Here is a 13,630-nt window from a genome sequence, read left to right on the forward strand (position 1 = left end):
TGCAGTCAACAAAAAGCGGTAACCCGACTACTTGTCCACAAGCAACGTGTTCGGGTTACCGCTGTCCAACTTAAACCGGTCGGACCTTGTTAATTTTTGTCGATTAAAATCACTTGTTTTCAGCCAGTTTGTCAGCCGTCACCTTAACAGTTACCGATTTTGAAAGCCCTGCTTCCTGGGAAACATCAACCGCCATCGTTAAGTTGGCCTTGATTCCCGATTGGTTAATGGTAATGGTTTTACCATTTCCAAGGACCCGCTTAATTTTATCAGGCGACATTTCTTGGGCAATCTTATCATAGTAAGGATAGCGCATCGGATAGAAAAGCTTGATGGCGCCCTTGGCAAGTGGTACTTCCCAAAAATTCAACTCTAATCGGCTGACGTCAATGTCCAGGCGACACTTGGCCGGATTTGCCGGCGCCGGCACTTTTAACGAATCAGGGTCCAACTTTAAGTCAACCGTCACGGCGCTGATTCCATTGGCATCCCGTTTAATTGTCACACCGATATCAAACCTAACCGTAATTGGCAGCTCTTCGAAGAATGATTCAATATTAATTTTCAGCTGACGGCCGTCTCCCAACAACTGCTTCACCGTCTTATCCGACATCGGCGACAAAATAACCAGTGATCCCAGATAGTTTAGCTTGTAATAAAGGTTGGCGGCCGATTGAACCTGCTTTTTTAAATCATCATTTAAGAGCATCCCCAAAAGGCCGCTATCTAATCCGGAAACCGCTGTCTGCACGTCCAACCATTTTACCTGAGATTGTGGCACCAGCGTTACCAGTGTCCTTGACGCCGGGTTAACCACGACGACATATCGGCGACCGTTATCGAGTGTAAAGTGCTGACCATGGCCCAACTTCTTTGACAGCTCAGCCAAAGACATCGAACTATCATAATGAAACGGTTCCGGCAAATTGGCAATTACTGCTTCCCGATACTGTTTTTGAACCTTTGAGACAATCGCCTGATCAGTCTCGGGTGAAACCGCGTTTTTTAACACGCTGCGTCGGTGTGGCTAAATAAGCCGGTAAGTGTAATCGTCCCGCCACCGGAAGAACCTGGGCTGTTCGGAGCCGGCTGCACTGCATTTGAACCGGGAGATGCCGGCTCAACCGGCTTACCTGTTGAAGAAGATGTGCTTTCGGATTGATCAACATCTTTCTTCACCGCAACGGCTTTACTGTAGATCCAACCATTCATTTCCGGATGCCGAGCATTTCCAACGTAGTAATAGACGTCGTCGCCCTTTTCCCGCTTAACGGCACTTTTTAAAGTCAGTGTATCCTTGGCGTAGGGCATTGTCGATAAGACCGCTTTGGCCGGCTTATACGTTGTGCCATAAGGTGCCCGCCACGTAACGTGTTTGGTACCCGGATCAGTGAAATAGTAAGCCGCTGTTTTTTCAACCGTTGATAATGGTACCTCATCATAGGTATCAGCGCGATGAAGCCCCTTCGCAAACCGATTTACCTTCTTGCCGCCGTATACCCAGCCCCGATAACGGCCATCAAAGCTGACAACCTTGTAATAAACGCTATTGGTATTGGTTTTAGCCATTCGATAAGCCCGAAAATAATCACCCGGATCTTCCGATCGATCCATCTGTTTCATGGCTTTTTTCGAAAGCAGCTGTTTTTCACCCTGTAAAGCACTTGGCTTTGAATATAGCCCCGCCTTACCGGTTGGTTCAACGTTTCGAGTATTTGCCCGTGTCTTCAACGCTTGGTGACTAATAATTCTTGTCTTGGCAGCCGACTTAATTGAATGCGTCGATAACATCATAACCCCACCAATGGTTACACCAAGAATGGCTAATACCCCCGTTCTAACTTGTTTCATAATTTTTTCCTCCGATATTCTTATTGTTACCATAAGAATATCGGATAATTGTGAACGATATATGAATTTAGTTTGATTTTTTTGGTAAATAATTCTAGATAAGTAATAACAGAGGTAATTGTTAAGCCCACTTAACCAAATTTGCCAACCAAAAATGCGGGTAACAATTCTTCCCGTTAGGAATCACTGTTTACCCGCATTTGGCTGTTACTTCATAACAAAATCGATTTTTCAATCGCCGATAATTTAATAAATCGGCTTTGATTCAGCATATCTGTAAAGGTCAGCTGATCGTCTCTGATCCCCGTTATGTACCCAATCGTTCCCCTTGAATCTTTTAATTGTCGGGACACCTCTAAGTGAACCATTCGGCCCCGTCGCATCGCATTGACTGCTTCATTTAAAATCCCTGCCGTCATCGTTTTATCCATTCGCAATTCCCCCTTCTAACAAATCCAAATTATATAAGTGTGGTGAAATAAAAGCAACCAGAAAAAATTGCTTTATTCTTAGGAAAGCCAGTTGAGTCCTTACTAACAATGTCTCCCGCTCTTCATTTTTTCTCTTGGATGATTATGCCAGCCCAAATCAATTCTTTAAAGGCTCTAAAGCTAATTAATTGAGCCTGTTTATCATTTAATACACCAACCTTAAAAAGCATTAACACTTTTGTAACAAGCATTGTTTGCGCTTATCAAACGTGGTACGTTAAACAATGTGGCAGCTAAGAAGACAGCATTTCATCTTCCTGACTTCACTAAAAATTCATTTTCCAGAAGAATCATTGAGGAGCATTTTAATTGAAAACCAATCATTGTATCTATGCCACGTTAGTCTTATGTATATTTGGCATCGGCATCGCGCCGCTCAACGCCAGTGCTAACGCAGTACCAACAACTACCAGCGGTTTATTCGTTGGTAAATATCGAACCAGGCATTTTCATGGTTACCGAATCGAAGCTAAAAACTACGTGCACTACAATACTGAATATAACGCCAAGCAGCACGCCACGCTTTCTGAATATCGCCCCACCCAAAAATCAAAGGTTATCTATAAATATGGTACCCGGATCGTTCCCACCCACCATCCATGGATTCAACACCACGGCAAAAATGATAATTTGCTAACAATGTATCAATATCGCAAGGGTGCTTGGCACAAAATGGAAATGTAACTTATCAACCGGTTTTAGCCCCCCGCTTAACAGCGTAAGGCGCTAAAGCCGGTTTTTGATTACATTTATTAGCACATAATATTAACTTAAAAATTGATAATATAAAAATAACTATATTTAAACACTATCATCTATGATATCATTAAATTGTTCAATAAATCACAGACCTTTTTAGGGGTAAAGAGGGGGACATTCTTCATGGGAAAAATTAAAACGGCCGCAATTATTATCGCCGCAACCTTTACGTTTGGCGGCGCAATTGTCGTGCAGCCACCACTTCAAACAAGTGCTAAAACCACTTACGTTTGGATCGCACCACGGCATGGAAAAAAGTATCACTATTCCAAATCCTGCCGGGGATTAAATAACGCCGGCAAAAAGGTTCACGTGACACTTCACTGGGCCAAAGCCCACCACTACAAATTATGCGGCTGGGAAAAATAGACTGATTTAAACTAACTATAGATAAAAAGCACGGGACTGAGACAAAGGTAATTTTGTTCAGTCCCGTTTGTGTAATCACACTTATTACCGAGTAGAAACGCCGAAAGGCAACTCCCTGCCGCATAACCGAATCAGCCAATTCCCCGCTGGAAGTTAACTGCCCTTCATCACACGCTTTAATCATCAAACTCGACAATATGTTTTTGAAAATAATCTTTCATCACTTGAGGATCAATTACCCCGCTTGGTGTCGTTGCCTGCCAGGGCCGTTCCCGCATGGTTTGCCGGCTGAGCGCGGCGGCTGTTTTATCGCCAAACGTTTCTTGAACCTCAAAAACAAGGCGTAATAATTGGTCGTTTTGATTAACTTCCCGATAATTAACTTCATCTCTAGTCGTGACGTTATCAGTAATCACCCGTTTGCCACGGAAGCGGTAATGAACCAGCGCGACAGCTGGGCCATACTTCCACGCAAGAATATCATTAGAAAAAGCTTTTTCATTATAAAGTGCCAAGTGGGTTCCCTGAACATAATATAGTAAAAACATCAGCTTCATTTGCGTCAGCTTTTCTGCCTGGGGCTGCTCCAACTGCTTTTGTGCGTTAACAACAATAAACCAGCTGATCAATTTTGAAACACTTATCATAGCTGCCCCACCTACTATTCCTGCTTTGTATAAATTTCAACCCGTCGATTGTTCAATGGTTGAACCTGCCGATTATTTGGTTGAAAATGCGCCTTGAACCAAGCTAACTGCCGGGAACTAATGGTAACGGTCGGATTGGTTATCACCAGCCATTCCACACCTTCCGTCAGCGGCGGCGTTGTTAAGGAGCCCAAATAATGAAAACCGATCGGCTGCTCGGCAACCCACTTGCCAAGTTGAATATGAACTGGTTGGGTCTGACCGGGTTCAAATTGATCGATTATCTGCTGAAGCGTCGCGTCTGTTTCGCCCACATCAACCAACAGGGCAACCACTACCAACTGACCAATACTGTTTTGATGAACCAGGTGAATCTCAAACGGCTTTGCCTGGCCCGCCAATAGATGCTCGGCCGGTGCGTGAAAGTGAACTTGAACAAAGGCAAACTGTCGGCCAAAAATAGTCGCAGCGCCGTCGCCCAAATCTCGAATAGTCGTCTGATCATCAATTTCACTGGTCAGGCCATAAGCGTTTCTCATTTCAAAATCCAGTGCCGTCCCAGCATGCACAGCCCCAACATTTTTTAAATCGATTGGTGACTGCTGGGAACCGAAACCGTTTGGCCACCGCGATTGTGTAGTATAATTAAGCATAAGCATTCGTCCCTTCTAATCTCCGATACCCAAATCATATCATAGATTTCAACGACTAAGCTTAGCAGCTCATAAAATCGTGAAGATCCCGGAGGAAATCGACTTGACGTTACTTGCAATTTTGTTGGATGTCATTGCATTGGCCAGTTATTATTTTCAGCTCAACACCGGTGGCACAACCATTTACCTGCTGGGACTGTTTCTACAGGCAATTTTAACGGTCGGCCTGCTTTGGCTGACAATTACCTATGGCGGTCAGCGATACGCGAATCCGTGGCTATTCGGCCGACACGTGGCAACCGTTCGTTTCACCATCATTTCGGTATCGTTTATCTTAAACGCGATCATGACCTTTATGTACACGATCAATTATTTCGATATCAACCGGTTGATTTTTAATCATTAGGAAGTAGCGACTGAGACAAAAGTAATTTTGTCCAGCCTTTTTGTGTGATCACGATTATTACTAAACGAAAACGTGCGCCGAATGGCAACTCCCCGCCACACAATCAGTTTGAAACCGAACAGATTCCTAACAAATTTAATTGAAAAAGCCATTTAATTGAAAAAAGGATGATCTGTGCCATAATATTCTTGTAAATAACCACCGACCATATAAATTTTCTTTTTCAAAAAGGAGATAAATTGACCAGCCTATCAATAATCAGCCATTTTCACAGCTAGGAAGGATTGTTGCAAACGCTTGCAATATTTATGAAAGGGTTTACAATAAGAAAACGTAAAAATATTTGTTAACTAAGATTTTTAAAGTTTAGGGGGGATTTACATGCGTGCTCGACACTTAAGCATTTTCTTCATCTTTGTTTTCGGTGCTTTGGGAGGCCTTTTATTCGGCTTTGATACTGGTATTATTTCCGGTGCCTCCTCACTAATCGAGAACGACTTTAGTTTAAACATTGAGCAGACCGGCTTCATTACCTCATCGGTTCTGATCGGTTCATCAATTGGTGCGTTATCAATTGGAACGCTTTCCGATAAATTCGGTAGAAAGCGATTGTTGCTGGTTGCTTCAATTCTGTTTCTAATTGGTTCCGGCCTTTCAATGACTGCTGTCGGTTTTGTTTCAATGGTTACTGCCAGAATTATTTTAGGATTTGCCGTTGGATCTGCATCAGCCTTAACACCTGCCTACCTGGCAGAATTGGCTGATGCACCTCACCGGGGATCCTTGGGAACCATGTTTCAATTGATGATTACGGCCGGCATTCTGTTGGCTTATGTTTCAAACCTGGGCTTCCTGCATCACAACCTGCTGGGCATTCGTGACTGGCGGTGGATGCTTGGATCAGCTTTGATTCCTGCCGCTATCCTATTTGTTGGTTCATTAATTCTACCCGAATCACCACGTTACCTGGTTGAAAAGGGTGATGTTGATGAAGCCAGAGGGGTCCTTCACGAATTACGAAAGAATACGAATGAGGATCCGGACAAAGAATTAGCTGATATTCAAAAAATTGCCAACCAGCCCAAGGGTGGCTGGAAGGAACTGGTTACTTTTGCCCGTCCGGCCGTAATTGTGGCAATCGGCTTAATGCTGCTGCAACAACTGGTTGGAATTAATTCGGTTATTTACTTCCTGCCACAAGTTTTCATTAAAGGCTTTGGCTTTGCTGAAAGCAACGCGATTTGGATTTCGGTCGGCATTGGAGTTGTCAACTTCCTCTGCACGATTTTGGCTTATCAGATTATGGATAAATTTAACCGACGGACAATTCTTCTCTTTGGTTCGGTTGTCATGGCCATTTCAATTGGCCTCCTGTCCGTTTTGAACTTCACGTTAAGCGTTCAGACAGCTGCTGTACCAACTATGATTCTGATTGCGATTTATATTTTTGGCTTCGCGGTTTCATGGGGGCCAATTTGCTGGTTGATGCTTGGTGAAATCTTCCCGTTGAATGTTCGGGGCGTTGGTAACTCCATCGGTTCAGCCGCTAACTGGATTGGCAACTTCATTGTCTCCCAATTCTTCCTGGTTCTGTTGAACATGTTCGGCAACAACGTTGGTGGCCCGTTTGCCGTCTTCACCTTCTTTGCCGTTCTGTCAATCTTCTTTGTTATTTACATGGTTCCGGAAACCCGGGGCAAGACGCTGGAAGCTATCGAAATGGAAATGCGCCAGAAGGCTGTTTTAAAGAAGTCTGCCAACTAGCTTTGAATATACTGCATCTTAAAAATGACTGATAGTCAGACCGTTTCAAACGGCTTGCCTATCAGTCATTTTTTGGGTTGTTCAATTTACTTTACTTGCGTTAATAGCTAAAATCAGCGGCCGTCCAGGTTGCCATAAAGCCGTCAGCATGCTCATGCAGCACGGCCCCCATCCCGATTGCCGTTAATTGCGTATTTAACAGGATGTCCCGATGACCCCAGTTGGAATCGGCGTCATCATAAATATATTCATGAACGTCGTTTTTAGCCACTGAGTCACTGGTACTATCGTCATCCCAGATATTCTGTGCCAAGCATTCGGCGCCGTAGTTTTCAACACCAAACTGGGGTGCCAGCTGTTCTCCCAGTGGATTTCCATCGGCGTCGTAATGGCTGAAATTAGTCACGATTTGGGTTGCCCGTTTCTGTGCCAAGGCATCCAATGAACTACTTTCAGTATAGGGCGCCAAGTTCCGCTTGGTTCTTTCCTGATTAAGATATTTCAGGAAAGCAGCCCGATAATCGCTTAATGAAAACGAACTCGGGTCATTTTGCTTGGAAGTTGCCGAACTGCCGGTTGCGGTTGAACCGGCAGTAGTTGTCGACGTACTTGATGTACTGGTTGCAGCTGAACTACTTGAACTGCTTGAACTGCTTGAATCGGTAGTTGTCGGTGTCTGGTTTCCAGTTGGTGTTGCCGTTGATTTGGCAGCGGTTGAATTGCTTTTCTTTTTTAAATTCCCCTGCCAAATCCAGCCGTGAACCTTGCCGTTTCTCGAAATAATATACCGATAGCCGCCCTGATGGCCATTTGCTTTCTTAATAATAGCTAATCGGTTAGAGAAAAACACCGTCCGCGGATAATTTTTAGCTTTGTGGATCACCTTGTTCAACTTGGTATTGGCATAGATAACGCCCTTTTTGGCGTAATAATCCGTCCCGGCTGACTTCACGGTTTTAACCACCTTGGCACCTTGATTGGCAAAAGCCGAATGACTTGAAACCAGTGCACTGCCAAATGCCGTTAACCCCAATGTCAACGCGACTGCACCTCCAATAATTGTTCTTTTCACAAAACCCCATCCCCTCAAATGATTGGTTTAACTGCCAATTCGCTAACAGTTATACCATTATTCTACTTCACGGATTAACATTTCACCATAGAAATTTTCTATCAAACCATTTTTTATCAAGTTGGCACTTGAAAAATTAAAATTTAATGATACTATAATGGGTAAACATTTAAGATCATTGCGTTGATGAGAAGAGTAACGATTCACGATTACCTTAAAGAGAACTGCCGATTGGTGAAAGACAGTGATAATCGTCGTCGCGAAGATGAGCTCAGAGCATTAGGCACGTGAAAGCGATACCTACGTCAAGACCCGTTACCGTCTCGGACTTGAATTGCCGCACTTGTGGCAAACGAGTTGCCAAGGTGGCTGCTGTGAAACAGTCACAAATTCGGGTGGTACCGCGCGTCAAACGTCCCTGCATTTTTTGCAGGGGCGTTTTTAATTTGCCCAAATAGTTTGATTATAAATTAGATTGGAGTGATCTGTATCATGGCTAATCATGATGTTGAAGTTAACAAAGACGGCACGATTCGGGGGCTTTCCAATTTGGCTGTTCAAATGATCGCTTTTGGCGGCTCAATTGGTACCGGCCTGTTTTTAGGCGCCGGCAGTACAATTCATCGAACCGGCCCGTCCATTTTGTTGGTTTATTTGATTATCGGCGGCTTCTTTTTCCTGATGATGCGGGCAATTGGTGAAATGATGTACGCCGATCCCGAGCAGCACACCTTTGTTTCCTTTATCGGCAAGTATGTCAGTCCCCGGCTGGGTTACTTTGCGGCTTGGAGTTATTGGTTGGAGCTGGTTTTAGCCGGCATGGCTGAACTAACCGCTATTTCAACCTACCTGAAGTTTTGGTTCCCAACAATTCCGGCTTGGCTGACCCAAATTGCCTTTCTACTCATCCTAACCGCTGTTAATATGGCCATGGTAAGTTCATTTGGCAGATCGGAAACCTTTTTGTCCGGCATCAAAATCCTGGCTATTCTGGTCTTAATTGCCTTGGGCATTTATTTGGTAACAATCGGCCATAAAAATCCCGCCGGTACGCAGGCTTCTTGGGGGAACATTGTTAACGGTTTTTCATTTTTCCCAAACGGAACCCATCAATTTATCAACGCCTTTCCAATGGTTTTCTTTGCCTTTCAAGGAATGGAATTTGTCGGCATCACAACTGCCGAAACCAAGCAGCCCCGAAAAGTCTTGCCACGGGCCGTTAATCAGATAATTGGTCGGATCCTCCTGTTCTACATTGGTTCGCTATTGATTATTATGGCCATCACACCGTGGCAATCCCTCAACCCCAACGAAAGTCCGTTTGTCCAGATTTTTAAACTGGCCGGTTTACCGGGTGCCGCTCAAATCATCAATCTGGTTGTCATCGCAGCCGCCTGCTCAACGTTAAACAGTGCGATCTTCTCAACCGGTCGACACCTTTATCAACTGGCGGAAGAGTCGCCGTCAAAGGGGATGACGTTCTTTACCAAAGTTTCCAAAAACGGCATTCCAATTACCAGCGTTCTTTTTTCGGCATTCATTATGGTTTTGGCCCCGATTATCAGCTCATTCAACTCACTGGGCGCCGCCTTCTCATTTATCGCTTCTGTATCAAGTGACATCTATATTCTGGTATGTATCCTGACAATGGTCGCCCACTATAAATACCGACACTCGGCCGATTTCAAACCCGATGGCTTTAAAATGCCCCGATATCGCTGGTCAAATCCATTGACCATTGCCTTTTTCCTGGCAATCTTTGCCAGCCTCTTCTTTAACGCCTCGTCGATTCTGCCGGCCGTCGGGGCCTTGATCTGGGCAGTCGGATTCAATATCCTGCTGGCTTACCGACAGAAGAAACTCACCGTTGCCGATTCTCAGGATTCCTTATAGGGAGGTTTTCATATGAGTCTCATTGATTTAAAAAACGAATTAAGCTATCACAAATTAAAAGATCGCTACATTGATTTACCAGCAACCGGTGCCACTGTCGAAGAAGCCGCCAACGTTTTACAAGTTGACCCGGATGCAATCGCCAAATCATTGGTTTTGGATGTCAACCAACAACCGGTCGTCGTTGTCCTCAGTGGTAACGCCCGGTTAAGCAACCAGCGGTTTAAAGCAGAATTTGATGTCCGCCCACATCTGTTGTCGCCTGATAAAGTACGTGAATCAACGGGCTATCCAGTTGGCGGCGTTAACCCAATCGGCCTTGATAACGATTTGCCGGTTTATCTCGATACGTCATTAAGAGGCCTGCCATGGCTTTACCCGGCTGCCGGAGACCCGTACCACGCTCTAAAGCTGTCTTTAACCGAGCTGAGTGAACTCAGCCATCCCGTTAGATGGGTCACCGTAAGCCAATAATGCCACCCACAAAATTCACCAATTATTAAAGACAATTATTTAATCAAACTGTCAATTGAGAGCTCCCCCTCTTAATCGACAGTTTTTTGGTTATCATTCTCGCCACTTTGATAAAATTTGCGTATAATTATATTTATGTGAGGGGCATTAGGGATATGATCATTTTGAGTCATTTTCGTGTTCGATATTCTATATTAAAGAAAGGACTGCACTAAAAATGAAGCTTAATAAACTCGGTTACCTGGTTCTGGGAACTCTGGCAACAACTTTACTGGGAAGCTTTGGTATCAATCAACCTACCCAATCGGTTCAAGCCAAGGCCAAGGTCCAGGCAACCAAAATCGTTAAAACCAAGTCAACAAATTACTGGGTCAAGCCCAAGGTTTCAAATAAAGCGTATGCTTATACCGCTAAACTGGGTAAAAAACTTTTCAAATTAAAAACTTACCAAAAGGTCGTTTTTACCAGTCAATATCAACGAAAAATCAAGGTAAACGGCCAATACCATACTTACCGTTACGTCAAGGGAAACCAAAACAAGCTAAAGGGCTGGGTTAACAGTGGTTACCTGACAAAGGCCAAAGCGGCGGTTAAAACTGATTCACCGACAACCACCACCTCAAACAACAACCCAACAACGACTACCGGCAGTTCAACAACCAGCAGTAGTTCCGGAACCACGTCAACAACGGTCAAAACACCTGTTAAGGATCCGACAAAGTCCTACACGCCGGATCAGGGGGCCAGTTGGTCATCTACCAACATTACCTACGCCTTTTATCCAAAAATGAGCCAGTCAGAACGGGCCCTTTGGTATACTGCTATTAGCGAATGGAACAATGTCAACGTCGTCCATTTAACCGAGACGTCCAATTACAATAATGCCAACATTAAAATTACCAACGTGGCTTCGGGGTCTACTGGTTCGGATGAAAATACCGTTGGAATTTCCTACATTCAACGAACTACCAGCAAAAATCCGGCTGGGTTTTACGCCATGAAGTCCGCAACGATTGGGATTCTGCCGGAACAAGCTGCCAAATTCAATTTTGATTATACCTACACGCAATTTATTGCCGTCCACGAAATGGGGCACGCGTTGGGATTAGCTCATAGCAGTGATGTTAACGATGTCATGTATCCTTATGAAAGAGATCCATACACCCAGAAAATCACCCAGGCAGATATTAATACGTTGCAATACCTGTATAATAAACAGTAATCATTTATTGGGACGAGTGATTATAAATCGACAAAAAACGGCTAACGCAAACCTTGCGCTGGCCGTTTTTACTGCACCACTCAATCATGTTAATCGTTTATATCGCTCAAGCATCATTTTAACCAATATCCTTCTGATTGGTTTCATCACCAAAGACCCAGACAACAATACCGGCAAATAGCGCGATTCCACCAATTGTCCAAAAAATCATGTTGGCATTGGTTACCTTCAACATCCAGGCCACCACAATCGGCATCGCAACCGTAAACAATTTAGCAGTCCCGTTGGCAATCCCCGAGCCTCTAAAGCGGAACTTGGTTGGAAACAATTCGGCAACATAAACGGCAATTACGGACGCCATCAAGATGTAGAAGCAGACTTCCAGTAAAAAGCCAAATGTCAAAACACCGCCGACGGTTGACTGACGGCCATACATAAAGCCGAAGACTGCCGTCATAAAGAATGCCGGGGCAATTGTCTTCTTACGACCAATCCGATCAACCAGATAGGCGCCGATTGCACAGCCAACCGGCGCGCCGACCATCATGAAGCCGACAGCCACAAAGAACCGGAAATATTGATTCCCCGGTTGCTCAACAGTGTTGGTACCCAGGAGGTAAAGGTATACTGGCAGATAATGGTTGCCGAAGCAGCGACCGTCGCCACAAACAGGCTAATGCCCAGTGAATGATGCACGACTTCGCGTTTCTTCGGAGTTTCAGTTACGTCATCATTGACACCGTTAACTTCCAGTCGTTCAATAATTTCTTTAGCCTCGGCTTGCCGGCCATGAGCCATCAGCCACCGGGGAGATTCGGGGATGTTTCGCCGGAGATACCAGAGAACCGCCGCCACAATGCCGACACCCATAAACATTACCCGCCAACCAAAGCGGGGAATAACGGCGCTACAGAGAATCATGGTGATCGGTGCACCGCAATTCGCTACCAGTGACGTTGTGGCACACCATTTGCCGCGACTATGTATTGGGGCAAATTCATTGATCATCGAATAACCGGTTACGATTTCCGAACCCAGTCCAACACTTGACATAAGTCGGCAAAAAATCAAAAACCACATGTTGGGGGCAAACGCGCCTAAAAAGGTGAAGCCGCCAAACAACAGCAGGTTGATCTGATAAGCCACCCGCCGACCCTTTAAGTCACCGATAAACCCGGCAATGATCGAGCCCAAAAACAACCCTAAAAAGCCACTTGATAAAAAGTATGAATTTAATTGTAACGTTGACCAGTTATCCTTTAAAACGGTGGTTGCAACCGCGCTTGCCAGATAAACGTCCACGGCGTCCAAAAACATGCCGCCGGCAACCAAGGCAAATATCTCGTAAAATAGCGGTGATTCTTTAGTCCGGTCAATCCGGCCCTGCAAACTAATCTGTCTTTCCATAGGCATTTGCCCCCTCGTTCATTAGTTAGAAACCCCTTAGCCAAAATCAGGAATTTGGGCTTCATAATCTTTGATTTGCTGTTCATAATTCATCGTAATCGCAATGTCATCCAACCCGTTGACAAACTTATGTTTCCAAAGCGGATCAATTTCAAACGAAAATTGATGGTCCCGAAAAGTAACTGTCTGATTCGGTAAGTCAACCGTAATCTTTTCATTTGGCGCCGCCTGAGCCAGAATTTCACGCTGATCCTTCGGCAGTGTAATCGCCAAGAAGCCATTTTTTGTACTATTCATATAGAAGATGTCACTGTAGCCCCCCGCGATAACGACGCGAAAGCCCCAATCTTTCAAGGCCCAAACAGCATGTTCCCTGGAGGAACCGCAGCCGAAGTTCTCGCCGGCAATTAAGATTTCTGCTCCCTGGCGTTCCGGTTTATTTAAAATAAAATCCGGATTCGGCTTGTTCGGCCGTTCATAACGCCAGTCGTAAAATAAATTTTTTCCATAACCGGTCTTTAGAATATTCTTTAAAAATTGTTTGGGGATCAACTGATCCGTATCAATGTTGTCGCGCATAATCGGAATTGAGGTACTTTGAATGATATTGATTTTTTCCATT

Annotated in this window: 14 protein-coding genes and 1 pseudogene; 7 read left to right on the forward strand and 8 right to left on the reverse strand. The window is 44.6% G+C overall.

Annotated elements, in window-relative coordinates; all coding sequences use genetic code 11:
- Window positions 1-109: 109 nt before the first annotated feature.
- From JCM14108_RS14565 to JCM14108_RS09995, 3 genes are all read right to left on the reverse strand, one after another.
- The gene (locus JCM14108_RS14565; RefSeq protein ID WP_152536935.1) at window positions 110-1,012 is read right to left on the reverse strand and encodes a hypothetical protein; all 903 of its coding nucleotides are present in this window, start codon (window positions 1,010-1,012) and stop codon (window positions 110-112) included.
- Entirely contained in the window at window positions 1,006-1,851 is an 846-nt protein-coding gene (locus tag JCM14108_RS14570; RefSeq protein ID WP_152536936.1) for a GW dipeptide domain-containing protein, read from the reverse strand. The genes JCM14108_RS14565 and JCM14108_RS14570 overlap by 7 nt, the downstream gene beginning before the upstream one ends.
- A gap of 212 nt (window positions 1,852-2,063) precedes the next feature.
- Entirely contained in the window at window positions 2,064-2,282 is a 219-nt protein-coding gene (locus JCM14108_RS09995) for a hypothetical protein (RefSeq protein ID WP_035180626.1), read from the reverse strand.
- Between the two features lie 369 nt (window positions 2,283-2,651).
- Between JCM14108_RS09995 and JCM14108_RS10000 the strand changes: the two genes are divergently transcribed.
- Both JCM14108_RS10000 and JCM14108_RS10005 read left to right on the forward strand, forming a co-directional pair.
- Complete coding sequence (locus JCM14108_RS10000; protein WP_035180627.1) at window positions 2,652-3,026, forward strand: hypothetical protein; 375 nt, start codon at window positions 2,652-2,654, stop codon at window positions 3,024-3,026.
- 198 nt (window positions 3,027-3,224) lie between these two features.
- The gene (locus tag JCM14108_RS10005) at window positions 3,225-3,470 is read left to right on the forward strand and encodes a hypothetical protein (RefSeq protein ID WP_035180629.1); all 246 of its coding nucleotides are present in this window, start codon (window positions 3,225-3,227) and stop codon (window positions 3,468-3,470) included.
- 176 nt (window positions 3,471-3,646) lie between these two features.
- Here the strand turns inward: JCM14108_RS10005 and JCM14108_RS10010 are convergent, their stop codons facing one another.
- Together JCM14108_RS10010 and JCM14108_RS10015 are read right to left on the reverse strand one after the other, a co-directional pair.
- Window positions 3,647-4,117, reverse strand: coding sequence for a Panacea domain-containing protein (locus JCM14108_RS10010; RefSeq protein WP_035180630.1), 471 nt, complete (start codon window positions 4,115-4,117; stop codon window positions 3,647-3,649).
- 14 nt (window positions 4,118-4,131) lie between these two features.
- Window positions 4,132-4,770 (reverse strand): carbonic anhydrase family protein, encoded by a 639-nt coding sequence (locus JCM14108_RS10015; RefSeq protein ID WP_035180632.1) that lies wholly within the window; start codon window positions 4,768-4,770, stop codon window positions 4,132-4,134.
- 103 nt (window positions 4,771-4,873) lie between these two features.
- Between JCM14108_RS10015 and JCM14108_RS10020 the strand changes: the two genes are divergently transcribed.
- Entirely contained in the window at window positions 4,874-5,176 is a 303-nt protein-coding gene (locus tag JCM14108_RS10020; RefSeq protein ID WP_035180633.1) for a hypothetical protein, read from the forward strand.
- Between the two features lie 381 nt (window positions 5,177-5,557).
- The gene (locus JCM14108_RS10025; RefSeq protein ID WP_035180634.1) at window positions 5,558-6,940 is read left to right on the forward strand and encodes a sugar porter family MFS transporter; all 1,383 of its coding nucleotides are present in this window, start codon (window positions 5,558-5,560) and stop codon (window positions 6,938-6,940) included.
- Between the two features lie 100 nt (window positions 6,941-7,040).
- Here JCM14108_RS10025 and JCM14108_RS10030 read toward each other — a convergent pair whose 3' ends face one another.
- Window positions 7,041-8,012, reverse strand: coding sequence for a CAP domain-containing protein (locus tag JCM14108_RS10030; RefSeq protein WP_081759894.1), 972 nt, complete (start codon window positions 8,010-8,012; stop codon window positions 7,041-7,043).
- Between the two features lie 492 nt (window positions 8,013-8,504).
- On the opposite strand from JCM14108_RS10030, the gene JCM14108_RS10035 reads away from it, so the two are divergent.
- The 3 genes from JCM14108_RS10035 (at window position 8,505) to JCM14108_RS10045 (ending at window position 11,601) form a co-directional block, all read left to right on the forward strand.
- Window positions 8,505-9,905: an amino acid permease gene (locus tag JCM14108_RS10035; protein WP_035180638.1), complete on the forward strand. Its 1,401-nt coding sequence runs from the start codon at window positions 8,505-8,507 to the stop codon at window positions 9,903-9,905.
- Between the two features lie 12 nt (window positions 9,906-9,917).
- A complete protein-coding gene (locus JCM14108_RS10040) occupies window positions 9,918-10,379 on the forward strand; it encodes a YbaK/EbsC family protein (protein WP_035180640.1) in 462 nt (153 codons plus the stop codon).
- A 217-nt stretch (window positions 10,380-10,596) separates the two neighbouring features.
- A complete protein-coding gene (locus tag JCM14108_RS10045) occupies window positions 10,597-11,601 on the forward strand; it encodes a matrixin family metalloprotease (RefSeq protein WP_035180642.1) in 1,005 nt (334 codons plus the stop codon).
- Window positions 11,602-11,719: 118 nt separating this feature from the next.
- Here JCM14108_RS10045 and JCM14108_RS10050 read toward each other — a convergent pair.
- Window positions 11,720-13,014 (reverse strand): annotated as a pseudogene (locus JCM14108_RS10050) (MFS transporter).
- A 30-nt stretch (window positions 13,015-13,044) separates the two neighbouring features.
- Window positions 13,045-13,629: a 3-isopropylmalate dehydratase small subunit gene (gene leuD, locus JCM14108_RS10055; RefSeq protein ID WP_035180643.1), complete on the reverse strand. Its 585-nt coding sequence runs from the start codon at window positions 13,627-13,629 to the stop codon at window positions 13,045-13,047.
- Window position 13,630: the final 1 nt, after the last annotated feature.

Origin of the sequence: Lentilactobacillus farraginis DSM 18382 = JCM 14108, from assembly GCF_000583655.1 — a bacterium.
GTDB classification, from domain to species: domain Bacteria; phylum Bacillota; class Bacilli; order Lactobacillales; family Lactobacillaceae; genus Lentilactobacillus; species Lentilactobacillus farraginis.